The sequence below is a fragment of the Cellulomonas soli genome, from assembly GCF_013409305.1.
GTDB classification, from domain to species: Bacteria; Actinomycetota; Actinomycetes; order Actinomycetales; family Cellulomonadaceae; genus Cellulomonas; species Cellulomonas soli.
Map to the genome: position 1 here is coordinate 1247691 of NZ_JACBZJ010000001.1, position 23488 is coordinate 1271178.

General features: G+C 72.9%; 22 protein-coding genes. 13 read left to right on the top strand and 9 right to left on the bottom strand.

Features of this window, described 5'->3' with window-relative positions; all coding sequences use genetic code 11:
* Positions 1-40 precede the first annotated feature (40 nt).
* Together BKA22_RS05750 and BKA22_RS05755 are read right to left on the bottom strand one after the other, a co-directional pair.
* Positions 41-991 carry a carbohydrate ABC transporter permease gene (locus BKA22_RS05750; protein WP_146952586.1) on the bottom strand — a complete coding sequence of 317 codons (951 nt, stop codon included), beginning with the start codon at positions 989-991 and terminating at the stop codon, positions 41-43.
* 5 nt (positions 992-996) lie between these two features.
* Positions 997-1977 (bottom strand): carbohydrate ABC transporter permease, encoded by a 981-nt coding sequence (locus tag BKA22_RS05755; RefSeq protein WP_146952587.1) that lies wholly within the window; start codon positions 1975-1977, stop codon positions 997-999.
* Between the two features lie 135 nt (positions 1978-2112).
* Between BKA22_RS05755 and BKA22_RS05760 the strand changes: the two genes are divergently transcribed.
* The 4 genes from BKA22_RS05760 (at position 2113) to BKA22_RS05775 (ending at position 6471) form a co-directional block, all read left to right on the top strand.
* Complete coding sequence (locus BKA22_RS05760) at positions 2113-3165, top strand: LacI family DNA-binding transcriptional regulator (protein WP_146952588.1); 1053 nt, start codon at positions 2113-2115, stop codon at positions 3163-3165.
* A gap of 121 nt (positions 3166-3286) precedes the next feature.
* Positions 3287-4510, top strand: coding sequence for an MFS transporter (locus tag BKA22_RS05765; RefSeq protein WP_179561654.1), 1224 nt, complete (start codon positions 3287-3289; stop codon positions 4508-4510).
* Positions 4511-4584: 74 nt separating this feature from the next.
* Positions 4585-5529 carry a DUF1353 domain-containing protein gene (locus BKA22_RS05770; RefSeq protein WP_218866540.1) on the top strand — a complete coding sequence of 315 codons (945 nt, stop codon included), beginning with the start codon at positions 4585-4587 and terminating at the stop codon, positions 5527-5529.
* Positions 5530-5595: 66 nt separating this feature from the next.
* A complete protein-coding gene (locus BKA22_RS05775) occupies positions 5596-6471 on the top strand; it encodes an alpha/beta hydrolase family protein (RefSeq protein ID WP_146952590.1) in 876 nt (291 codons plus the stop codon).
* Here BKA22_RS05775 and BKA22_RS05780 read toward each other — a convergent pair.
* Positions 6444-8543, bottom strand: a complete 2100-nt coding sequence (locus BKA22_RS05780) for a bifunctional lysylphosphatidylglycerol flippase/synthetase MprF (protein ID WP_146952591.1) — start codon at positions 8541-8543, stop codon at positions 6444-6446. The two genes, BKA22_RS05775 and BKA22_RS05780, sit on opposite strands and share 28 nt — an antisense overlap.
* Before the next feature lie 174 nt (positions 8544-8717).
* Between BKA22_RS05780 and BKA22_RS05785 the strand changes: the two genes are divergently transcribed.
* Together BKA22_RS05785 and BKA22_RS05790 are read left to right on the top strand one after the other, a co-directional pair.
* Positions 8718-9494: a hypothetical protein gene (locus tag BKA22_RS05785; RefSeq protein WP_146952592.1), complete on the top strand. Its 777-nt coding sequence runs from the start codon at positions 8718-8720 to the stop codon at positions 9492-9494.
* The gene (locus BKA22_RS05790; RefSeq protein WP_146952593.1) at positions 9491-10522 is read left to right on the top strand and encodes a DUF389 domain-containing protein; all 1032 of its coding nucleotides are present in this window, start codon (positions 9491-9493) and stop codon (positions 10520-10522) included. Before BKA22_RS05785 ends, BKA22_RS05790 begins: the two co-directional genes overlap by 4 nt.
* A gap of 9 nt (positions 10523-10531) precedes the next feature.
* Here BKA22_RS05790 and BKA22_RS05795 read toward each other — a convergent pair whose 3' ends face one another.
* Positions 10532-10921: a DUF5684 domain-containing protein gene (locus tag BKA22_RS05795; protein WP_223203542.1), complete on the bottom strand. Its 390-nt coding sequence runs from the start codon at positions 10919-10921 to the stop codon at positions 10532-10534.
* 192 nt (positions 10922-11113) lie between these two features.
* On the opposite strand from BKA22_RS05795, the gene BKA22_RS05800 reads away from it, so the two are divergent.
* The 3 genes from BKA22_RS05800 (at position 11114) to BKA22_RS05810 (ending at position 13519) form a co-directional block, all read left to right on the top strand.
* A complete protein-coding gene (locus tag BKA22_RS05800) occupies positions 11114-12103 on the top strand; it encodes a DMT family transporter (RefSeq protein ID WP_146952594.1) in 990 nt (329 codons plus the stop codon).
* 68 nt (positions 12104-12171) lie between these two features.
* Positions 12172-12933 carry a TetR/AcrR family transcriptional regulator gene (locus BKA22_RS05805; protein WP_146952595.1) on the top strand — a complete coding sequence of 254 codons (762 nt, stop codon included), beginning with the start codon at positions 12172-12174 and terminating at the stop codon, positions 12931-12933.
* A gap of 109 nt (positions 12934-13042) precedes the next feature.
* Complete coding sequence (locus BKA22_RS05810) at positions 13043-13519, top strand: CoA-binding protein (protein WP_146952596.1); 477 nt, start codon at positions 13043-13045, stop codon at positions 13517-13519.
* A 16-nt stretch (positions 13520-13535) separates the two neighbouring features.
* On the opposite strand, the gene BKA22_RS05815 is transcribed toward BKA22_RS05810, so the two are convergent.
* Complete coding sequence (locus BKA22_RS05815) at positions 13536-13901, bottom strand: winged helix-turn-helix transcriptional regulator (protein WP_146952597.1); 366 nt, start codon at positions 13899-13901, stop codon at positions 13536-13538.
* 136 nt (positions 13902-14037) lie between these two features.
* On the opposite strand from BKA22_RS05815, the gene BKA22_RS05820 reads away from it, so the two are divergent.
* The gene (locus BKA22_RS05820) at positions 14038-14682 is read left to right on the top strand and encodes an NAD(P)-dependent oxidoreductase (RefSeq protein WP_146952598.1); all 645 of its coding nucleotides are present in this window, start codon (positions 14038-14040) and stop codon (positions 14680-14682) included.
* Positions 14683-14769: 87 nt separating this feature from the next.
* Here BKA22_RS05820 and BKA22_RS05825 read toward each other — a convergent pair whose 3' ends face one another.
* The 4 genes from BKA22_RS05825 to BKA22_RS05840 all read right to left on the bottom strand — a co-directional run bounded on the left by BKA22_RS05825 (position 14770) and on the right by BKA22_RS05840 (position 20456).
* On the bottom strand, positions 14770-17136 hold the full coding sequence (locus tag BKA22_RS05825; protein WP_146952599.1) for a putative bifunctional diguanylate cyclase/phosphodiesterase: 2367 nt from the start codon (positions 17134-17136) through the stop codon (positions 14770-14772).
* Positions 17137-17276: 140 nt separating this feature from the next.
* The gene (locus BKA22_RS05830; protein ID WP_146952600.1) at positions 17277-18776 is read right to left on the bottom strand and encodes a hypothetical protein; all 1500 of its coding nucleotides are present in this window, start codon (positions 18774-18776) and stop codon (positions 17277-17279) included.
* Between the two features lie 61 nt (positions 18777-18837).
* Positions 18838-19176: a P-II family nitrogen regulator gene (locus BKA22_RS05835; protein ID WP_146952601.1), complete on the bottom strand. Its 339-nt coding sequence runs from the start codon at positions 19174-19176 to the stop codon at positions 18838-18840.
* Positions 19176-20456, bottom strand: a complete 1281-nt coding sequence (locus tag BKA22_RS05840) for an ammonium transporter (RefSeq protein ID WP_146952602.1) — start codon at positions 20454-20456, stop codon at positions 19176-19178. Before BKA22_RS05840 ends, BKA22_RS05835 begins: the two co-directional genes overlap by 1 nt.
* Positions 20457-20566: 110 nt before the next feature.
* On the opposite strand from BKA22_RS05840, the gene BKA22_RS05845 reads away from it, so the two are divergent.
* The 3 genes from BKA22_RS05845 to BKA22_RS05855 all read left to right on the top strand — a co-directional run bounded on the left by BKA22_RS05845 (position 20567) and on the right by BKA22_RS05855 (position 23468).
* Positions 20567-21463, top strand: coding sequence for an ATP-binding protein (locus tag BKA22_RS05845; RefSeq protein WP_179561655.1), 897 nt, complete (start codon positions 20567-20569; stop codon positions 21461-21463).
* A 106-nt stretch (positions 21464-21569) separates the two neighbouring features.
* Complete coding sequence (locus BKA22_RS05850; RefSeq protein ID WP_146952604.1) at positions 21570-22052, top strand: DUF1269 domain-containing protein; 483 nt, start codon at positions 21570-21572, stop codon at positions 22050-22052.
* Positions 22053-22124: 72 nt separating this feature from the next.
* On the top strand, positions 22125-23468 hold the full coding sequence (locus BKA22_RS05855; protein WP_146952605.1) for a threonine/serine exporter family protein: 1344 nt from the start codon (positions 22125-22127) through the stop codon (positions 23466-23468).
* The last annotated feature ends 20 nt before the right edge of the window (positions 23469-23488 follow it).

Below are 23488 nucleotides of genomic sequence, written 5' to 3' on the forward strand. Positions count from 1 at the left end.
AACATCGGGCAGGGGTCGGCGCTGCACGGGGTGGCTGCCCTCACTCCTTGACGGACCCGGCGGCGAGGCCGGACTGCCAGTAGCGCTGCAGGAAGAGGAACGCGACGACGAGCGGCAGGATCGTCAGGACCGCACCGGTGATGACGAGGTTGAAGATCGCCTGACCGCCGGCCGTGGCTGCCTGCGCGTTCCACGCGTTCAGGCCCAGGGTCAGCGGGTACCAGTCGGGGTCCTTGAGCATGATCAGCGGCAGGAAGTAGTTGTTCCAGGTCGCGACCATCGTGAACAGCAGCACGGTGACGATGCCCGGGGCGAGCAGCGGCAGGCTGATCTGCGCGAACGTGCGCGCCTCGGACGCGCCGTCGACGCGGGCGGCCTCCATGAGCTCGGTGGGGATCGCCTCGGCGGCGAACGTCCACATGAGGTAGAGCCCGAACGGCGAGATGAGCGAGGGGATGATGACGGCCCACGGGGTGTTCGTCAGGCCCATCTGGCTGAACATGAGGAACGTCGGCACCGCGAGGGCCGTGCCCGGCACGGCGACCGCGCCGATGACCGTCGCGAAGACGGCCTTCTTGCCCGGGAACTGGAACTTCGCCAGGCCGTACCCGCCGAGGACGGCGAGCGCTGTCGCGCCACCGGCACCGACGACCACGTACAGCAGCGTGTTGCCGAGCCAGCGGACGAAGATGCCGTCGTCGTAGGTCAGCGTGTCGACGATGTTCGAGCCGAGCGCGAAGTCGTCGCCGAACCACAGGCCGAACGAGGAGAACAGGTCGGCCTGCGTCTTGGAGGCGTTGATGAGCAGCCACACGAGCGGGATGAGGCTGTAGACCAGCACGATCGCGGTGAGCACGGTGAGCGTGATGCTGCGCCGCGGGCGGTCCACGCTGTAGGCCCGGCGCAGACGGACGGGACGGGCGGGCCGGCCGGTTCGCCCCGCACCGGCGGTCGGTGCCGCGGCGTGGGCGTCGGGGGTGAGGGTCGTCATCGCGGTCACGCCTCCTTGCGCATGCCGCGCAGCTGGACGACGTAGGCCACGATCATCGTGATGACGCCCATGATGATCGCGATCGTCGCCGAGTAGTTGTACTGCTGGCCCGAGAACGACAGCGAGTAGGCGTACAGGTTGGGCGTGAAGTACGTCGTGATGGCGTTCGGTGCGAGGTTCTGCAGGATGCTCGGCTCGTTGAACAGCTGGAAGCTGCCGATGATCGAGAAGATCGTCGCGATGACGAGCGCCCCACGGATGGCGGGCAGCTTGATGGCCCGGATGACCCGCCACTGGCCGGCGCCGTCGATCTGCGCGGCCTCGTAGAGCGAGGTCGGGATGACGCGCAGCGCCGAGTAGAAGATCAGCATGTTGTAGCCGACGAACTCCCAGGTCACGATGTTGCCGATCGCGGCGAGCACGAGGTCGGGCGAGAGCGGGTTCGGGATCGAGACGCCGAACGCGTCGTTGATGTTGCCGACCAGCCCGAAGCGCGTGCCGTACATGAAGCCCCACATGAGGCTGGCCACGACCGCGGGCACCGCGTACGGCAGGAAGATCGAGATGCGGAAGAAGTTGCGCCCGTAGAGCCGTCCGCTGTCGATCGCGAGGGCGACCAGGAGGGCGATGCCGAGCATGATCGGCACCTGCACCACGAGGAACACGGCGACGCGGCCGAGCGCGGACCAGAACTGCGCGTCCTCGAGCGCCCGCTGGTAGTTCTCGATGCCGACGAACGAGTTGCCGCCGACGAGCTGCTTGCGGAACAGGCTGAGGTAGATCGAGTACACGATCGGCGCGAGGAAGACGAGGGCGAACACGGCCATGAAGGGGCCGACGAACGCCCAGCCGGACCACGATCGCGCCCGGACGCGGCGGACGGGCACGCTGATCGCTGGGGGTGCGACCGCTTGCGTCACTGAACACTCCCTCGTGTCTGATGCGATGTTGACGTCACCATGGGCGACTTCCGTGCACGTTTCCATCGGGAGCCAGGACGTGTCAAGCCCGTGCGACCTCCCTGATGATCACGGTTTGGTGACGTCACCATCTGGGAGCGCGACCAGGCACCCGACCGACGACCGACCAGATGGTGACGTCACCACTGCTATCGTGTCGCCATGGCGCAGGGCACCGCGGGCACACCCGCCCGGACCGGCGGTCGGAGCAGACCGGGTCCGTCGATCGGTGACGTCGCCCGCCTGGCCGGCGTGTCCCAGCAGACCGTCTCCCGGGTCTCCACCGGCGCCGAGAACGTCCGCCCCGACACCCGCCAACGCGTCCTGGACGCCATGGAGCAGCTCGGCTACTCCCCCAACCACGCCGCCCGCGCGCTGCGCTCCGGCTCGTTCGGGGCGATCGGGGTCATCGCGCACCGGCTCGCCCGCACCGGGGAGTCGCGCACCGTCGAGGCCGTCGTCGAGGCCGCCCGGCTCGAGGGCTACACCGTGAGCCTCATCGACGTGCAGACGCCCTCGTCGACCGACGTCACCGCCGCCGTCAAACGCCTCGACCACCAGGCCATCGACGGCCTGGTCATCATCCGCGCCGAGGCCGCCACCCCCACCACCCTCGCGCTGCCGCCCCGGCTGCCCGTCGTCGTCTCCGACTCCCGGTTCGTCGGCCACCACCCGGCCGTCGGCACCGACCAGACCGAAGGCGCCTCGCAGGCCGTGCAGCACCTGCTCGACCTCGGCCATCGCACCGTGCACCACCTCGCCGGCCCCGCCGACTCCACCCCCGCCCAGACCCGCGTCGACGCCTGGCGCACCCGCCTGCGCGCCGCCGGCCGCACCGTCCCCGAGGTGCTGCACGGCGACTGGACCTCGCTGTCCGGCTACCAGCTCGGCCGACGCCTCGCCGAGGACCCCGAGGTCACCGCCGTGCTCTGCGCCAACGACGAGATGGCCGCCGGCCTCATGCGCGCCCTGCACGAGCAGGGCCGCCGCATCCCCGAGGACGTGTCCGTCGTCGGCTTCGACGACATCCCGCTCGCCGAGTACCTGTGGCCCCCGCTGACCACCGTCCGCCAGGACTTCCGGGCCATCGGCTCCGAGCTCGTCGCCCTGCTCCTCCAGCAGATCCGCGAGCACACCTCGCTCGCCGGGCACCACGTCGTCGTCCCCACCGAGCTGATCATCCGGGCCAGCACGGGGCCCGCCCGGCTGCCCTGATCTCGCTCCAGGCTCGACAGCCGCACGCCCCTGACCTGCACGAACCCCGCCCATGGCGACCCGGCGAGCCCTACTCTCGCCGCATGACCCTCGTCCTGCGCCCGTCCGGGCCGTCGTCCTGATGACCGAACGCAGTGCGACGACGGGCACCGAGGCCGGGCCGACCGGGCGCCGAGGCGTGACCCGTCCGCAGGCCTGGTACCTGCTCTTCGGGTTCCTCAGCCAGCTCGGCCTGTGGATCGCGATGTCGACCCTCCCCTGGTACGCCCTGCAGAGCGCCGGCGGAATCCGCGCACTCGCCGTGGTCCAGTCGTTCCAGTTCCTGCCCGGGCTCGTCCTGGCACCCGTCGCGGGGGCCTGGGCCGACCGGCTCAGGCCCACGACCATGCTCCGGTGGACGACCGCCACGAGCACCGCATCGATCGGTGGCGCCGGGGTGCTCTGCCTCGGATCCTCGTGGGGGCACGTGCTCGGCATCGCGGTCCTGGCCGCGCTGATGACCGCGACATCGGTCGTCGTCTTCTCGGCGATCCAGGTTCTGCTCGGATCTCTCGTCGCCGACCAGGACCGCACACGCCTGATGGGCCTGGCCGGCATGAACGGGTCGCTGTGCCGGGTGCTCGGGCCTGCGGCCTCCGCCTCCCTCATCGTCCTCGGCGGCGCCTCCACGGCCCTCGCCGCCGGGGCCGTGAGCGCGGCGCTGGCCGCGCTCGCCGTCGTCCCGCTGCGCAAGATCGAGCGGTTCGACGCGAGCCGACCACGTGGCCGGCTGCTCGACGGCGCCCGGTACGTGCGCAGCCGACCCGAGCTCGCGCACGATCTGCTCGTGTTCACGGTCGTCTCGCTCATCGTGCTGAACTTCTCGACGCTCGTGCCGCTCGCGGTGGACGCCTGGTACGAGAACGACCCGCGCGTGCTCGGTGCGGCGAACGCCGCGCTCGGCGTGGGCGCCCTGGCAGGCGGCCTGCTGCTCGCGACGGCGAAGGCGCACGCCGCCACGGGACGGACCGTCGCTACTGCGACCCTCGGCACGGCGGCGCTGCTCGTCATCCCCACGGGCCGGTCATTCCCCGCCCTGCTGGCCGTGCTCGTGCTGCTGGGCGCCGCCCGGCTCGTCTACACCACGGTGGTGCAGGTCCGCGTCGTCACGGCGACCCCGGCCGAGCACCGAGGCAAGGTCGCGGCCCTCTACGCGATGGCGGCGAACGGGACGACCTCGATCGGCTCGGTGCTGACCGCGGCGGTCGTCGCCTGGGGCGGTCTCGCCGCCGGCTTCGGTCTCGCCGGGATCGTCAGCCTCGCGGCGACGCCTGCGCGCCGCACCCGCACCGGCGACCGGGGGTAGAGCCGGGCGATGGTGGGGTCGCGGCACCGGGGCTAGCGTCAGGACGACGGGTTGCGCGGCGAGAGGGGACGCACGTGCCGTTCATCGGACCGGACCCGGCGGACGCCTCGCTCTGGCGGCAGATCACCACGGTCGACCTGCGCCAGCTGCCCGTGACGCGCCGCTGGAAGGTGCTCTTCGAGGTCATCCGTGAGTTCGGCTACACCGAGCTCCCCGCCGACGTGGGCACGCCGCAGAGCCCGGCGTGGTCGGCCGGGACCGTGCAGCACCTGGTGCCGCGCGGCATGGAGACGGACCTCGCCTCGGTGCCCCCGTTCCTGTGGGGCGTGATCGCCAGCTACGGCCGGCAGACCCTGCCCGCTCTCCTGCACGACCGGCTGTGCTGGGCCGCACAGCTGCCGGACCAGCCTGCGCCGTACCGGCGCCGGGCCCGACGGGAGGCGGACGACCAGTTCCGCCGCACGCTGCGCGCGAGCGGTTCGGGGCCCCTGCGCCGGTGGCTCATGTGGGCGGCGGTCCGGGTCTTCGGGCGGCCGCCGGTCCTCGCGCCGTTCGCTCTGCTCGTGGTCGGGGCGATCGCCCTGCTCGTCGCCGGGCCGGGCTGGGTGCCCGCGCTGGTCGCGATCGCGGTCGGTGCGGTGGGCGTGCTGGTCCTGACGCTCGCGGGTGCCGTCGAGCAGGAGCGGGTGCCCGTCCTCGCAGCGCCCGGCGCCCTGGTCCCCGCCGCGGACGAGTTCGGGCCGCGACGGCTCGTGCCGCGCGCGGTCGGCGGCCTGCTCGGTGCGGTGCTCGTCAGCCTCGTGGCGGCGCTCCCGATCGCCGTGCTCGGCGTGGCCACGCTCGTCGCCGAGCTCGTCGTCGGCCTGGGCGAGCACACCACCTCGGCCGCCGACAGTCGCAGGGCCGGTCCTGCGAAGCCGGACGGGAGCCCGGGAGCCACGGCGCGCATCCAGTGGCGTCCGCTCGTCGACGAGGACGCGAGCACGGTGAACGCGAACCCCGGCCCGGGCGACCTCTGACGGTCCGGGACGTCGTCGCAGGTCACGGCCCCGCGACTGTCGGCGGCGGCTACTAGCCTCGTCCGCGTGACCATCGCGACCGCACCCGCCAGCCCTTGGACCACGATCGCCTACGGGACCCACCCGGACCAGGTCACCGAGGTGACCGTGCCCGAAGGCGCGACCGGCCCGCTCCCCCTCGTCGTGCTGCTGCACGGCGGGGTGTGGCGCGAACCGCACGACCGCGTGCACATCCGCCCGCTCGCGGCGGCCCTGGCGGCAACCGGCGTGGTCGTCGCCAACACCGAGTACCGACGCGTCGGCGGGGCCGGCGGATGGCCGCAGACGTTCGAGGACGTCGCGCTGGCGACCGACACGGTGCCCGACCTGATCGGGTCCGCCGGGCTGGCGCAGGTCGACCCGGAGGCGGTCGTGCTCGTCGGGCACTCGGCGGGCGGGCACCTCGCGCTCTGGGCGACCGTGCGGCACCTGGTCCCGGCGGGCGCCCCGGGCCACCGGGCCGCGCCGTTACCGGTCGCGGGGGTCGTGCCGCTGGCCGGCGTCGTCGCGCTCAGCTCGTTGCAGCGCACCGGTCCGGACGGCGACTCCGTGGAGCGGCTCATGGGCGGCGACCCCGGCAGCGTTCCCGGGCGCTATGCCGCCGGCGACCCCACCCTGCTCGGGGCACCCTCGTGCCGGACCGTCCTCGTCCACGGCGCGCAGGACGAGGCGGTACCTGTCGGGACGGCCCGTGACTACGCCGCCGCGCGCCCGGGCGTCGACCTCGTCGAGCTGGCGGGCACCGGGCACTTCGAGGTCATCGACCCGACCTCGACGGCCTGGCCTGCCGTGCTCGGTGCGGTGTGCGCCGCCCTCGGGGTCACCGCTGGGGGTGACCCCGAGGGCGGCGGCCGGCGGGCTGACGGCGGCCGACGTCAGCCCGCCGAACCCGAACGCACCTGACGGACCGCGCCGACCAGGTCACCGGGGGTCGCATCCGGGAGGTACGCGCGTCCGAGCGCCAGGCCGACGGCGGGCAGCGCTGCCTCGTCGCGCACCACCAGGTACAGCGGGTCGGGACGCGGCCGGAACTTCTGCTTGAACTGGTGCAACGACCGAAAGCCGTACAGCGGCTCGAGCAGCACCGACATGCGCTCGAGCACGAGGTCGACCGCGGTGGGCGGCACGTCGTCGGCGTGCTCGCCGGCCAGGGGCGCCCCGGACAGCGACGCCTCCGCGTAGCCCTCCTCCTGGAACTCCAGGCAAGCCGAGGCGATCAGGAACTCCATCGTCGGCCGGAAGGAGTCCTCCGCCCGGCGCATGAGGTCGAGTGTCCACCCGACGCACCGCCCGTCACGGTGGATCGGCAGCCAGCTGGTCACACCGTGCACATGGCCGTTCGCGTCGACCGCCAGGCCGACCCGCACGTCCCGGTCGAGGGCCTCGTCGACACCACCGAGTGTGAAGCCCATCTCGGGTAGGCCTCCCTCGACCACCCAGGCGTCGGAGATGGCCCGCACCTGCGCCTGCACACCCACCGGCTCGTCGGCCAGCCGGACCAGCCGGTGCTCGATGCCCACCTTGCTCGCCTGGTTCAGCGCCGTGCGCACGGACTGCCACTGCTTGCCGCGCAGGCTGAGCGCCGGCAGGTCGATCACGGCCTCCTCCGCAACCTGGACGGCGAGCCAGCCGCGCTCACCGGCAAGCGCGGCGACCTCGGTGGTCGCCGAGAAGAACCCGGGGGTCAGCCCCGCCTCGGTCGCGGCGTCCATGAACGTCTCGATCAGGTGGCGGCGCTCCTGCACCGTCGCCGCGACGGGGTCGCCGAGGGCCAGGGCACCGCGCGCATGCACCTGGTAGGCGACGTAGCCGGGCACGTCGGGCACCTGCCAGCGCGAGCTCTCGGGCCACGTCGTCATCCAGGAGATCCGGTTCGGGCACCCAAGCCTGACGAGCAGCTCGCGCGCACGGGCCCGGTCCACGTCCGAGCCGGTCCGCCCGCCGAGCAGCGGGTCGCCGCGTCCGACGTTGCGGAACGCCGCCCGACCCCACCCCAGCAGCGCGAGCGCCCCCAGGTCCAGCAGCAGCGTGAGCACCTCGCGCGGCAGACCGGTCTCGCCGCCCGGGCCGACGCCGGCGAGCACCAGCAGCAGCGCCAGCGCCGCGCTGAGCGAGGTGAGCGCGATCGCGATCCGCCACCAGACCCGCCGGCCCCGGTGCAGCCCGGCCGCGATCACCAGGTCGATCGTCGCCGAGAACCCCGCCCCCGCCCATGACGCCCCACCGAACGGTCCGAGCGGCCCGTCGGTCGGCGCCGTCGCGGCGGTCAGCAGGACGACCGCTGCGGACGCGACGAAGAAGCCCGAGGCGAGCAGGCGCATCTCGCGCCGCGTGGTGCGACGTAGACGCAGGGCGGCCGGTCTGCCGGTGAGCCACGGGCCGAGTGCCAGACCGACCAGCAGGCCGACGATGTGCTCCAGGTCCGCGAGGGTGCCGAGGAGGGCGGCCGAGGTCAGGACGTAGACGGCGGTGACCAGCCAGACGCGTGCCCGCCACGGGGGCCGCAGGGCCGCGGCGCTCGCGGTGAGGGCGGCGATCGCGCCCGCGCTGAAGCCGACGTCGCGCAGCCGTGCGGTCTCGACGGCCCACGCCCACCCGGTACGGGACAGCGCCGAGAGCATCACAGCCGAGAGCACCACGCCGAGCGCCTGGCCCGCGACCGTGACGACCGCGGCCCGCGAGCTCCCCATCCGCCACTCGGTGTAACCGACGAGCAGGGCGAAGCCGCCGATCACCGGCAGGTACTGCCACGGCGAGGCGGCCAGCGCGGAGCCGGTCACCACGGTCCACCACTGGCCAGCCTCGAACGCCGGAAGGCCGTAGGCGAGGTCGTCCCACAGCGGTGAGTCGTGCAGCGGTGCCCACAGCGCACGGGTGAGGAAGCCGGCGACGACCATCGTCGCCAGCACGGCGGTGGTGAACGGCACACGCCCCAGCACCCTGAGCGGGCCGGTGGCAGTCGGCTGCTCGTCCATCTGCGCTCCCCCTGGTCCGTTCGTGGCCGGGCGGCCTGGGCGCGCGGTCCTCGACACCCGCCACTATCGTCGACGACCGAGGCCGGTGCCCGCCGAGCCCGCGACCATGACCTGGGAGAACGTGATGCGCTCCCCATCGCGTCCGACTCGGCCTCAGCCGGAGGCGACTGGCCGGTGAACTGGTATCACAGCGTGGTCGTCGCCACCGGTCGCGCACCCGCGCTCTTCGCGCTCCTCGGCTTCCTCCTCACCTTCGTGGTCACCCGGTCGGTGACCCGTCGGATCCGCGCACGAAGTCTGCGGTCGGGCGATCCGACTCCTTCGACGCCCGCGCCCGCGCCCGACGAGGGCCAGGCCGGCCGGCGGGTGCTGCGCGACATCCACATCGGCGGTGTTCATGTGCACCACCAGGTGTGGGGCATCCTCCTCGTGCTGCTGACCGGTCTGCTCGAGTTCCGGTACTCCCCGGACTCACCGGGGTCCGAGATCCTTGCGGTGTTCTTCGGGGCCGGTGCCGCGCTCGCGCTCGACGAGTTCGCACTCTGGCTGCACCTGGAGGACGTCTACTGGTCTGCCGAGGGCCGCAAGTCGATCGACGCGATCCTCGTCGCGACGGCCATCGGTGTCGTCCTGCTCCTGCAGGCGTCACCGGTCGGCGTCGACCGACAGGCAGAGACCGGGACAGGGCTGTACGTCGCCACGATCGCCCTCCACCTCGTGGCGGCGGTGATCTGCCTGCTGAAGGGCAAGCTGGCCACCGGCCTGATAGGGGTCGCCCTACCCTTCATCGCCCTGGTCGGTGCGCTGCGCCTGGCCGAGCCTCAGTCCTTCTGGGCCCGCCGGTGGTACGGCGAGCACAAGGCCGCACGCTCGACGGCCCGGTACGGCAGCGGCGCCTACACCGCTCGGTACGAGCGGATCCGCGACTTCATCGCCGGGAGCAACCCATGACCTCACGCGCGCGGCGCCGTCCCAGTCTGCGAACCTGGCTGCTCCCCGCATCCCAGCGCCGCACGATCGCCGAGCTGCACAGCGACCTCGACCTGACCGAGGGCGACAGCGCCTCGAAGCGCAGTGCGTTCTGGGTGATGCTCGCGCTCTCGTCGATCATCGCGACCGCGGGCGTGCTGGCGGACTCCACGGCCACGGTCATCGGAGCCATGATCATCGCGCCGCTGTCGACGCCGATCATGGGAACAGCCCTCGGGCTCGCCCAGGGCGAACGGCGCACCGGTCTGCGCGCCTCCGGGTTCGTCCTGGCCGGTTCCCTGCTCGCCGTCGGCATCGGCATCGGCTTCTCGGCTCTCGTCCCCGGCGACATCGACCTGCTCGCCAACAGCCAGATCGCGGGACGGACCTCACCCGGGCTGCTCGACCTCGCCGCGGCCATCGCGACCGGTTTCGCCGGGGCCGTCGCGCTGTCGCGCAAGGACGTCGCCGCGGTTCTTCCCGGTGTCGCGATCTCGATCTCGCTCGTGCCGCCCCTGGCCGTCGTCGGCGTCTGCCTCGGCGCAGGTTCGCCGACCTTGGCCTACGGGGCAGCGCTCCTGTTCGCTTCCAACCTGCTGGCTCTGGTGCTCGCCGGCACCCTGATCTTCGCCGCGCTCGGGTACGGCGACGAGGGCGCGGCGGCGGAGGGGCGCCCTCGTCGTCGCGCCTCGCTGACCGTCGGCCTGCTGCTGGCCCTCGTCGCCGTGCCGCTGGCGACGAACTCGGCCTTCAGCTACCTGGTCACGGTGCTCACGGCACGGGTGCAGACGATCGCGCAGAGCTGGGTCGCCGCGGTGCCGGGGGCCTCGATCACCGACGTCACGTTCGTCTCCTCGGCCGTGCACGTCGACGTCCAGACCCCCGGCGAGATCCCGCCGGTCGACGACCTCCTGGCGTCGTTGACCGGCACGCTTCCGGACGGAATCCCGGTGGTGGTGACCACCTCCCTCGGCGAGCAGATCGACGCGGGCGTCGTCGGTCGGGACTGAGCCCGGCCGTCAGGCGAACAGCGGCTCCTTCTGCAGCTGGTACTGCGCCTGACCGAACCCCAGGACGAGATAGCCGATGGGGGTCAGGAACAGCAGGAGGAGCGTCATGCCCACCCCTCGACCGAATGCCTTGGACAGGTCGCTGAGGACGATCACGAGGACCACGACATTGACGATCGGAATCAGCAGCATCAGAAACCACCACAGCGGCCGCTTCACGATCTTCAGCAGCCCGAAGGTATTGAGTACCGGGACGATCGCGACCCAGCCGGACTCTCCGGCCTTCACGTAGAGCTTCCATCCGGCAATCAGGATGAGGACAGCCCAGACGAGCATCACCACCAGCCAGACGACGGCACCACCACCGTCAACCGTCGCATCGGTCGTCGTTATCTCCATGAGGTTCACGATCACTCCAGAATGGGTCGGGCTCCACCTGCGGACACGCGGAGCCTAACGACGGTCATGGTCACCCGCGACCGGGGCGAGGCCTCGGATTCGACCGATTGACAAGGCCTCTCTGCCGTCGATGTCACCGCGTTCACCGCGGCGAAACACCGTGCGGCTACCGTCGCGGCGGGAGAGTCGACCATGCAGAACTCGTCCGTCGTCCGGACCGTCCCCGGGACCTCGCGATCCCGGGGCTTCACGCTCGTCGCGCTCGCCGGGGTCGTGTGGGGAACCGGGGGGCTCGCCGGGGCCCTAGTCGCGCGGACCACCGACCTGTCCTGGCCGGCCATCGCCTCGCTGCGGCTGCTCGGCGGCGGTCTGGTGATGCTCGCCGTGGCTGCCGCGACGGGCGCGCTGCGGACGCTGCCGTGGAACCGCGCCGTCGCCGCGCGGGTTGCGGCCACCGGGGTGCTCGCTGGGATCTACCAGGGTGCCTACTTCGTGGCGGTCGACCTGGCCGGCGTCGCCTTGTCGACCGTGGTGGCACTCGGCAGCGCACCGGTCGTCGTGGCCGTGGTGACCGCGTGCGCCACCCGGCGGATGCCCCCGCGCGCGACCCTGCTCGCGCTCGTGTGCGCGCTCGTCGGGCTCGCGCTCCTGACCGGGACGCCGACCGGGGGCGACGGACGCGCCGCCGCGCTGGGCGCCGGGCTCGCACTCGTCTCGGGAGCCTCGTTCGCGGCGACCACCCTGCTCAACCGGACGCTGGTGCGCGGGCTGCCGCCGGCCGCACTGATCGGCTCCTCGTTCACGCTCGCCGGGCTGCTGCTCGTGCCACCGGCGCTCGTGGCCGGTTTCGCGTTGGCCGGTACGGGCGCGGCCGCGGGGGGCTGGCTGGTCTACCTCGCGGCGCTGCCCACCGCGTGTGCGTACCTGGCCTACTACTCGGGCCTGCCCCTGGTCCCTGCCACGACGGCCGCGGTCCTGGCCCTGCTCGAGCCGGTGACCGCGACCGTGCTCTCGGTGCTGGTGCTCGACGAGAGGGTGAGCCTGGCCGGCCTGGTCGGGATGGCGCTGCTGCTCGCCGCAGTCGTTCTGCTGCGGCCCGCGCACCAGACCGCCGGGGCGAACCCGGGCGCCGGGGCACTCTCCTCCGACGACTCCGGACGGGTTGCCCCTACACCTCCCTGACCTGCACGCTCACCCTCCGGACGGGTCGATCACGGGCCCGCGCCGGACCGCGCCCGTAGCATCGGCGCATGGCAGCCGAGCAGTCACCGTCCGTGCGCCCGGGCCCGCTCGGCGCGGTCGGGCGCGACGCCGGTGCGGCTCTGGGCACGGGTCGGCGCGGCCTGTCGGCCGATCGGGTCGTCGAGGCGGCCGTGGCGCTGGCCGACGCCGAGGGGCTCGCGGCCGTGTCGATGAGCAACGTGGCCCGACGCCTCGGCTCGGCGCCGATGTCGCTGTACCGGCACGTCGCGGACAAGGACGAGCTGCTGCTGCGCATGCACGACACCGTGTGGCGGTCGGCCTCGGCGCCCGAGGTGACCGGCGCCCCCGACGGCCCCGGCTGGCGCGCCCGGCTGAGCGCGTGGTGCCACGCGCAGCGCGCGGTGCTGCTGGCGCACCCGTGGCTGGAGGAGATCCGTCTCGCCGAACGGGCGGGGACGCCGAGCCAGCTCGTGTGGCTCGACCGCGGCTTCGCGTGCCTGGAGGGCACGGGACTGGCGGAGCACGACAAGGCGGACGCGCTCCTGCTGCTCAGCGGGTTCGTGCTGTGGGAGGCGCGTTGGCGCGCCGAGACGGCGGTGCCCGCCGATGAGGTGAACCCGCTCGCGCGCGACTTCGGCGGGACGCTGCGCGGCGTGGTCGACGCGCGGACGCTGCCGTCGCTGCGGCGGGCGCTCGAGGCGGGTGCGCTGGACGCTCCGGGGTCGAGCTACGGCACGTTCGAGTTCGGGCTCGGGCGGATCCTGGACGGGATCGAGGCGCTCGAGCAGGGGTCCGCCGCAGACGCCTGACCGAACGGCCCCCATGGCGGGAGGATCCGCGCTACCGTGATGCGTATACCGTACGCATCGATCGGGCACCCGCCGACCGCGAGCCGACGGACCCTTGAAGGAGTCGACGATGACCAGCACCAAGGCGGCGGCCGAGACGTTCCTCGCCGCACGACGCATCGCCGTCACCGGGGTGTCGCGCACACCGGGCAGCCACGGGAGCAACGTCGTCTACCAACGGCTGCGGGAGCACGGCTACGAGGTGTTCGCCGTCAACCCGAACGCCGAGCAGGTCGAGGGCGACGACGCCTACCCGGACCTCGGTTCGATCCCCGGCGGCGTCGAGGCCGTCGTCATCGGCACCCGGCCCGACCGGGCGCAGGCCACCGTCGAGGAGGCCTCAGGGCTCGGCATCACGCAGGTGTGGATGCACCGCTCGGTGGACGCCGGCAGCGTCGACAAGGCCGCCGTCGCGTGGGGTCGCGAGCACGGGATGACCGTCATCGACGGTGGGTGCCCGCTGATGTTCGGCAAGGTCTCCGACCCCGGGCACCGGTTCATGTGCCGGTTCATGACCCTCACCGGACGGGTGCCGCGCAGCGTCTGACCGCGCAGAGCCCGACTCACACAGCCGCGTCGTAGCCCTCGCGCGCCGACAGCACGCCGGCCATGTGCACCGTGGCCCAGTCCTCGAGCGCCCGCAGCGGCTCCTGCAGCGTGCGCCCGGCCTCGGTGAGCTCGTACTCCACGCGCGGCGGGATCTCCGGGTGGTGCGTGCGCGTGACCAGGCCGTCGCGCTCCAGCGCACGCAGGGTCTGGGTGAGCATCTTCTGGGACACCCCGTCGACGCGGCGCGCGATCTCGGAGAACCGCAGCGGCCCGCCCGTGAGCGTGCCGACGACCAGCACGGTCCAGCGGTCCCCGATCCGGTCGAGGAGCTGGCGGGTCGGGCAGTCCCGGACGTAGGGGTCGAACGGCCGGTCGGTCATCGCCACGCTCCTTCGGACACGCACCTGGACGGGAGCCGGTTACCGGAAAGTGCCTACTTCCCATCCGGTACTCACTCTCCTACGGTAACTGGCAGGCGCTTCGCAGGGAAGCAGCACGACGAGAGGAACGCACGTCATGGCACGCATCAAGGTCCTGGGCGGTACGGGGTACGCCGGCGGCAGCATCGTCCGCGAGGCCGCCCGGCGTGGGCACCAGGTCACCTCCTACTCGCGCAACGCCCCCGCCGAGCCCGTCGAGGGCGTCACCTACGTGACCGGCGACGCGACCGACGCGGCGCTGCTGCAGCAGGTCGTCGCCGACGCGGACGTCGTCGTCGAGGCCCTCGCACCGCGCGGACCCCTCGCCGGCGCCGTGCGCGGGGTCGTCGCCGACCTGGCCACGGCGGTGCAGGGCACCGGCACGCGCCTGGGCGTCATCGGCGGTGCCGGCTCGCTGGACGTCGCCCCCGGCGGCCCTCGCGTCTACGACACCGAGGGGTTCCCCGCGGAGTACAAGCCCGAGTCGCTCGAGATGGGTGCCGTCCTGGACGACCTGCGCGCCTCGGACGAGTCTGTCGACTGGTTCTACGTCAGCCCGGCCGGCGGGTTCGGCGCGTTCGCCCCCGGTGAGCACACGGGCACGTTCCGGGTCGGCGGCGACGTGCTGCTCGTCGACGCGGACGGGCAGTCGGCCATCTCCGGCGCCGACTTCGCGCAGGCGTTCGTCGACGAGATCGAGACGCCCGCGCACCGACGCGCACGGTTCACCGTCGCCTACTGAGCCGCTGAGCCGCCGGCCCCGCGGGGTCCGGCGGGACGCGACCACGCGCGACCGGGTAGCCGACGGCCACGACCGTCGAGCCGTCGGCTACCCGAGCCGCTGGATCGCGGTGCCCTCCACGTCGAGCACGGCCAACGGCGGCAGCCGGCGGTCGCGCGCGATCGCCGCCAGGGGCGCGGGCCGGGCCAGCAGGTAGCCCTGCACCATGTCGCACCCGAGCTCACGCAGCGCGTCCAGCTGGTCCTCCTCCTCGACGCCCTCCGCGATCACCGCCAGGTCCAGGGCCCGGCCCATCGCGATGATCGCCGTGACGATCGGCCGGCTCGACGCCGCGTCGCTCAGCTGCCTGACCAGCTCACCGTCGATCTTCAGCTCGCGGACCGGCAGCGCACGCACGCGCGCCAACGACGAGTGCCCGGCGCCGAAGTCGTCGATCGACAGCCGCACACCCAGTCTCTGCAGCTCCGCGATCGTCGCCGCAGCCGTCGGGCTGCTGTCCATCACGAGGCTCTCGGTGACCTCCAGCACGAGCCGGCCGGGTGGCAGCCCGCTGTCCGTCAGCGCACGCTGCACGGTCTGCGCGAAGCCCGCGTCCTGCGCCTGGCGAACCGAGACGTTCACCGTCACCGACAGCGGGCGGACCCGGTCCCGGTTGACGGACACGGCGTCGTAGCACGCCCGTCGCAGCACCCACTCCCCGATGCCCACGATCGTGCCCGTGGACTCGGCCGCCGGGATGAACCGGTCGGGCGGGACCACGCCCCACGCCGGGTGGTGCCAGCGCACGAGCGCCTCCATGCTCGCCACCTCGCCCGTGCGCAGATCGAGGATCGGCTGGTACTCCACGACGAGCTCGGAGCGGGCGACCGCCCCGCGCAGGTGGCTCTCCAGCTCGAGCCGGGCCTGTGCACGCTCGAGCAGCGGCGCCTCGAAGACCCGCACGGTCCCGCTGCTGACAGCCTTCGCGGCGTACATCGCCAGGTCCGCGTCGCGCATCACGGCCTGCACGTCCCCACCGGGCCCGACCACCGCGACGCCCACGCTGGCCGCGGTGTGCAGCACGCGGCCCTCCAGCCCGAACGGTTGCGCCAGCGCGTCGACGACCCGCCGGGCGACCGCGACCCCCGACTCCGTCGTCGCCCCCGGCAGCAGCACCCCGAACTCGTCGCCCCCGAGCCGCGCGACCGTGCCGCGCCCGGCGACCACGGCCTCGAGCCGCCCGGCCACCGCGATGAGCAGCGCATCGCCCGACCCGTGGCCCAGCGAGTCGTTGACGACCTTGAAGTCGTCCAGGTCGAGCATGAGGACCCCGACGGTGGGGCCCGCCGCGGTGCCCGGACCTCGGGACGCCGAGGTGAGCGCGGCCTCGAGGTCCTCGGTGAACCGTGCCCGGTTGGCCAGGCCCGTCAGCGGGTCGCTGAACGCCAGGTGCTCCAGCTCGTCGCGCTGCGCTGCGAGCTCGTCGACCGCCCGGTCGAGCTGAGCGGTCAGCTGGCGCTCGTCCTTCAGGTCGCCCTGCAGCATGCCGGCGCGCCACGTGACGAGGCTGAACGAGACCAGGCCGCCCACGACCATCGCACCGGCATGGTCGGGGTCGAGCAGGGCGAGCGCGAACGGCACGAGGGCCGCCGCCAGAGGGATGACCTGGCGCATCGACGTCCACAGCCGCCCGTGCCGGACCGGTCGTCGCGGCGCGACCGACCGGACCTGCGACGGGTCCTGCCGCGCGACGAGCGTCGCGAGCGCCACGCAACCGAGCAACCACGACGCGGTCACGGCCGACGCGTAGTCGAAGTCCCCGGTCGTCATCTGCCGGCCGTAGACGATGTCGCCGCACGCCTCGGCCCCCACCCAGAGCATCAGGAGCAGCCCCGAGCGCGAGAACAGGGTCCCGGACGCCACCAGGAGCCGCACCGCGACCATGACCATCGCGAGCGCGAACCCCGGGTAGGCCAGCGTGGCGATCGTCGCGAACACCGACGCGTCGCCCGGGAGTGCGGGCTGGATCAGCGCGACCCAGATCACGGCGCACGCAGCCGTCGTGAGGATCATCGAGTCGACGAGCGCGAGCCTGCTCTCCAGGGCACCCGTCGGGCTGCTGTCCCGCAGCACGAGGGCGAGGAACGTGATGTAGCAGCTGAAGACCGCGAAGAACACCAGGTCGAGACCGGACGGGAACGCGATCGGGTGGCCGACCGCCAAGGCCAGGTACCAGGCCCCCATCGCCAGCCCGTAGGTCGTCGACGCCCCGAGCAGCAGCCGCAGGCGGGGGTGCGCGGCCCCTCGCAGGCTGCGCACCCGCAGGCCGAGGACCGCCGGAGGGAGGGCGAAGGCGACCGTCGCGGCCACGGTCTGGGCGGCACCGCCTGCGGGCAGGACGAGGAAGGCCGCGACCGCGAGCACGCCCACGAGCGCGACCGGTCGTTCCAGCCGCCCCCCGAGCAGCCCCAGCATCGTCCGCTCCCGTCGCCAGTGCACCGATGCACAACTCTTCCGGGCATTCGTCCTGTGCGCCGGGCGGCTGAAGGCTGTGAGCGGGCGAAGTCTGGGGAGAAGGGGGACCGAGGACCGGGCGCGGCTCCCGGCTCAGGCGGTCACAGGTAGAAGCCGCCGGGCGAGGTCGCGGCTGGGCCCGGCGTCGAGGGCACGGCCCCGCGCAGGTGGACGGCTCCCCCGCCGTCCGGCGTACCCCCGAGCCACAGCACACCGATGACCGGGCATCGGCGCAGGTGCACCCAGAAGCCGACGCGCTGCCGGAGCGACTCGAGCAGCGCCGGGACGGGGACGGGCACCAGGTGGTTCGTGGCGTACGCCGCCGCGAAGTCGCCCCGGAGCCCGCGGGTCTGCCAGCACCGGCACAGCGCGGCCTCGGCCAGTCGTGCCCGCTCCGCACGCTCCGTGCGACGACGAGCCCTCCGACGGAGCAGCCGCAGCCGCAAGGAACGCGTGGCCACGACCAGCAGTGCAGGCAGGCTGACCAGCCCCAGCACGAAGACGATCGTGTCGGCGTCGCCGCCGAACCACCGGCCGGCCGTCGCGCTCAGGGGCGTACCGACCACCATCCAGGCGACGGCACCGAGGATGATCGCGAGCCCGTACCAGCCCGCGCCCTGCTCCCGCTCGGTCCGGGTGGGGTCGGCGGAGCCGGCATCCGCAGGAACGGTCCCGATGGCCCGCCACGCGGCGCTGTCCGTGAGCGTCAGGCCCGGCAGGCGGACCGAGCGCTCCCACAGCGTCCGTCCTCCCCAGACGAGGGCGATCCCGAAGATCCCGAGCGGCAGCAGCAGGAGGCCGAGGAGGAGGGCTCCGGCCAGCTTCAGCCGGTGCGCGCGCACGCCCTCCGTGGGCGCGCTGCTGCGCAGCGCCTCGGTGATCGCGGGCGTCGCCGGGCACAGCCGGTCGACGGCGTGCAGGAGCAGGCGGGCACCGGCCTCGTCGCCGCGTGCCCGCAGCCCTGCGACGGCGGCCAGCGTCGGTCCCGGGTCCTCCTGCGGTGCGGGGGCGAGCCGCGTGAGGTTGCGTGCCTGCGTCGTGACGACGGCGACGGCCGACTCGGGGTGGAACCGGTCGCGGTGCGAGATCTCGCCGATCGCGAGCCGGCTGACCGTCAACGGCGTCACGATGCCGTGCTGCGCCGCGAGGACCCGCCACGCGCTATCCGCCACGTCGAGGCGGCCGAGCTGTTCGGCCGAGGCCGCGACCAGGTAGGCGATCCGCCAGGCCTGCGGGTCCCCGGCGTGCGTCGTCGCGGCCTCGAGCAGCCGTTGGAACGCGTACCCGTCGCCCGCACCCGCCCGTGCGGCAGTGAGCACGAGCTCGGGCCAGGATCTCGGACCTTCGGAGGGCACGTCGTCGACGCCGTGCCGCGCGAGCTCGGCGACGGCCTCCTGCGCTCGGCCGCGCAGGAGCAGCAGCCGGGCGCGGGCGACGACGACCGGGGTCGTCAGCTGCTCGGGTGGCAGCTCCGCGAGCAGCGCATCGGCCAGCTCGAGCTCGTCGGCGTCGTTCGCCACCTCGGCCCACGGCAGCCAGGAGTCGTCGAGCGTGGAAGGAGTGACACGTCCCGTTGCCCCCGAGACGAACGGTGTCGACATGGTGACTGCATCGGCGCGGGACCGGGTGAACTTGACGGTCGCCGCGCGAGGCCTGCGCAGATCAGAGCGCGTCGGCCCCGCGCTCGCCCGTCCGCACCCGCACGACCTCCTCGACGTTCTGGACCCAGACCTTGCCGTCGCCGATCTTGCCGGTGTGCGCGGAGGCCACCACGGCGTCGAGAGCCACCTGCAGGTCGGCGTCGTCGACGAGCATCTCGAGGCGGACCTTGGGCACGAAGTCGATCTGGTACTCCGCCCCCCGGTACACCTCGGTGTGCCCGCCCTGCCGGCCGTAGCCCTGCGCGTCGGAGACCGTGAGCCCGCGCACGCCCACGGCGGCCAACGCCTCGCGGACGTCACCGACCTTGAACGGCTTGACGACGGCGGTGATCAGCTTCATCAGGAGACCCTTCCCAGGCCGGAGGTGGAGGTGAGCTCGTAGGCGGTCTCGGCGTGCTGGCTGGAGTCGAGACCTTCGTACTCCTCGTCGGGCGTGACGCGCAGCCCGATGGTGGACCGCAGCGCCCACGCGATCGCGTAGGTGGCCCCGAACGCGAAGAAGCTGACCGCCACGACACCGAGCAGCTGCCGCCCGAGCTGCGCGAGGCCGCCGCCGAGCAGCAGGCCTTCGTGCACGACCGCCGGGTTGACGGCCGCCGCGGCGAGCAGCCCGACGCCGATCGTGCCGATGACGCCGCCGACGTAGTGGACCGCGACGACGTCGAGCGAGTCGTCGTACCGGAACCGGAACTTCAGCCGGATCGCCAGCAGGCAGACCGCCCCGGCGACCATGCCGAGCAGGATCGACGGGATCGGCGACAGGTACCCCGCCGCCGGGGTGATCGCGACCAGACCGGCGACCGCTCCGGACGCGCCGCCCAGCGTGGTGGCCTTGCCCGTGACGCGCTTCTCCAGCACGAGCCAGCCGATCATCCCGCCCACGCCGGACAGGTGCGTGGCCAGTGCGGCGCTCGCCGCGAGCTGCCCGGCGGTGAGGGCCGACCCGGCGTTGAAGCCGATCCAGCCGAACCACAGCAGGCCCGCACCGAGCAGGGTCAGCGGCAGGTTGTGCGGCGCCATCATCTCGCGCGGCCACCCGCGTCGCGGCCCGATGACCAGCACCAACGCCAACGCTGAGGCACCCGAGCAGATCTCCACGACCGTGCCGCCGGCGAAGTCGAGCAGCCCCGCGCGCGCCAGCCAGCCGCCCGGCGACCACGCCCAGTGCGCGACGGGCGCGTAGACCACCACGGACCAGATCGCGAGGAAGGTCACGAACGCGCCGAACCGCATCCGGTCGGCCGAGGCCCCGCTGATCAGCGCAGCGGTGAGGATCGCGAACATCATCTGGAACGTGACGAACGCGAACGGCGGCACGCTCAGGTCGAGCCCCGGCACCGCGATGTCCGCGCCGTGCAGCCCCACGAACCCAAGTCCGCCGACCAGCCCGCCGCCCGCGTCCTTGTCGAACGCGAGCGAGTAGCCGATGACGACCCACGTCACCGACACCACGGCGATCGCCGCGAAGCTCTGCATGATCATGCCGAGCACATGACGCGAACGGACCATGCCCGCGTAGAAGAACGCGAGCCCCGGGGTCATCAGCAGCACCAGCGCGGTGCACACGATGATCCAGGCGGTGTCGCCCGTGTCGACCTGGACCTCGGTCAGGAGTGGCATCGTCGGCATCCCTCGTTCACGGCCCGCACACCTCGTCCGTGCGGCGCAGCCGCGTCAGGGTAGTGGCTCGGCGACGGACGCCATCCATCGTGTCCAGACCCGCTGAGGTCGTGGTTTCGCAGGTCCCGCGGCTGATCGACGAGTGGCAGCTCGTCCCCGCCGTGTGGAACGCGGTCCGCTACCAGGTCGACGAGCGCCAGACCGACGGGCAGTTCATCCTCACCGGATCGGCGACCCCCGCGGACGACATCACCCGGCACACCGGAGCCGGCCGCGTCGCGCGCGTCCGGATGGGCCCGATGACCTTGCACGAGGCAGGGCACGGCACCGGGGCGGTCTCCCTCACCGGCCTGTTCGACGGCGACAAGCCGTCCTCCTTCGCCTCCGAGGCGGACGTCGCGATGATCGCCGAGCTCGTCTGCCGCGGCGGCTGGCCGGGGAACCTGCACCGCGACCTGGAGGACGCCCTCGACGCCAACCGCGACTACCTGACGACCATCGCCTCCGCCGACATCATGACCGTCGACGGCGTCCGGCGCGACCCCCGCAAGGTCACCGCCCTGCTGTACGCCCTCGCGCGCAGCAACGGCACCTACGTCACCGACAAGACCCTGCGCGCCGACGTCAACGGTCGCGGAGAGACGCTCGCGCCCAAGACCCTCACCTCGTACCTGGACGCGTTGTGCCGGTTGTGGATCGTCGAGAGCCTCGTCTTCCGCGACCTGTCCGCGCACGCGCAGGCAGCCAGGGCGACCGTGCACGCGTACCAGGAGTCCTCGGGCGCCGAGATCGACGCGGTGGTGGTCCGTGACGACCAGTGGATCGGTATCGAGGTCAAGCTCGGGGCTCGGCCCGAAGTGGTCGATCCGGCCGCCGCGGGACTGCTGCGCATCGCCGGGAACATGAGGACACCCCCGTCGGCGCTCGTCGTGGTCACGGCCACCGGCGCCTCGTACCGCCGGGAGGACGGGGTCGACGTGGTCTCGATCCTGGACCTGGCCCCCTGAGCGGAGCCACCGCTGCCGGAGCCGCGCCAACCCTGTCCGCCGCGGACGAGGTTGGACGCGACGGCCGGACCGGGCGCCGACATACTGGCGTCGGGAGGGATACACCATGACCACGTTCACCGTGTGGCTGTACGACGACCCGGACCGTGCCGAAGAGGTCGAGAAGATCCTCCGCAACGCCGCGGACGAGCACCTGCTGACGCTCGACGACACGGCCACCGTCTCGTGGCCCGCCGATGCCAAGAAGCCCTCGACGCACCACCGTCACCAGGACGTCGCCCGCGGGGCCGGCTGGGGCGCGATGTGGGGCTTCCTGTTCGGCATGCTGTTCTTCGTTCCGTTCGTCGGCGCTGCCGCCGGGGCCGCGCTGGGTGCCGGCCACAAGGCCGTGCAGGGCATCGGCATCCGCGAGGAGGACCTCGACAGGATCCGCGAGTCGGTCAAGCCCGGCACCTCGGCGCTGTTCGCCGTCACCGACGGCACCGACCTCGACCGGCTCGGCGAGCGGCTGCACGGGTTGGGCGGCACGCTCGTCACCACCAACCTGACCGACGCCGAGCGCGCGACCCTGCGGGAGCTCGTCGACTGATCCGCAGGCCGACGGCGCCCACGGACCGGCGGGCCCGCACGTGCAGGTCGCCGGTCATCAGGGGGGACACCGATGGCCGCAGGTCACACCGCTGCCCGGATGCTGCGCTCGGCGCGCCGCCGGGTTGCCGCGTTCCTGCACGCGCCCTCACCCGACAAGCACCCGGCCGTGGTCGCACCGGTCAGCACCGTCGACCCGGACCTCGTGCCGCTGCTCACCGAGCTCGGGGTGTGCCTGCTCGACGCCGGTCAGGCCAGCAACGAGGTCGAGGACGCACTGAGCGTCGTCGCGAGCGCCCACGGCGACAACGAGGTTCGCGCATTCGTGGTGCCCACCGGGGTGCTCGTGCAGGTCGACGACCCCGGCGGTGTCAGCACCCACTACGCGAGCTCCACCGGACGGGCGTTCTCGCTCGACCAGGTGGGTGCACTCGACCAGCTGGTCCGCGCGGTGGTCACCGGGGCGATCGAGCTGGCCGAGGCGCGCAGGCGGCTCGCACGGCTGAGGACCGCACCTCCGCGGTTCGGACCGGCGCTCGGCGTGCTCGGGCACACCCTGCTGACGGTCGGCTTCGGCCTGTGCCTGCGGCCGTCGCTGGGCGCCGTCAGCGGGCTGGCGATCCTCGGGGCGCTCACGGGCCTGGCGCGCGTGCTGGTACCGAAGACGTCCGCGTTGGCCACGGCGCTACCGGTGCTCGCCTCGTTCGTCGTCGCCGTGCTGTCCACCGCCGTCCTCGGACCCTGGCTGGGCGTGGACCCCGTCATCCTCATCACCCCGGCGCTCGTGACGTTCCTGCCGGGCGCCGCACTGACCACCGCGACGATCGAGCTGACGCACAACCAGGTCGTCTCCGGCGCGAGCCGCCTGGTCTACGGGCTCGCGCAGCTCCTGCTGCTGGCGTTCGGCGTCGTGGCCGCAGCCGTCGTCGTCGCCACGCCGGCGCCCATCGCCCCGGTGCCGTTCGGACCATGGGTCGCGTACGTGGGGGTGGCGCTCGTCAGCGGAGGGTTCGTGCTGTACCTGTCGGCACCCAAGGGTTCGCTGCCGTGGATCAGCCTGACCCTGTACAGCGCGTTCGTCGCGCAGGCCGTGGGCAGCGTCGTCCTGTCGCCACAGCTGTCCGGGTTCCTCGGTGGCCTCGTGCTCATCGTGGTGTCACGCCTCATCGCGCGCCTGCCCTCCGGCCCACCGCGCCTGGTCACGGCGTTGCCGGGGTTCTGGCTGCTGGTGCCCGGCGCGATGGGGTTCATCGGCGTCACGGAGATCGCCACGACCGGCGCACAGGCCGTGTCACAGCTCATCGACATGGTGCTGGCGCTGTTCTCGATCTCGCTCGGGATCCTCACGGGCACCGGGCTGAGCAACGAGGCGAGCTCGCTGCGGCACACCTGGCAGCGCCGCACGCAGCGCCCGTGAGACCGACCCCGGCGCACCGG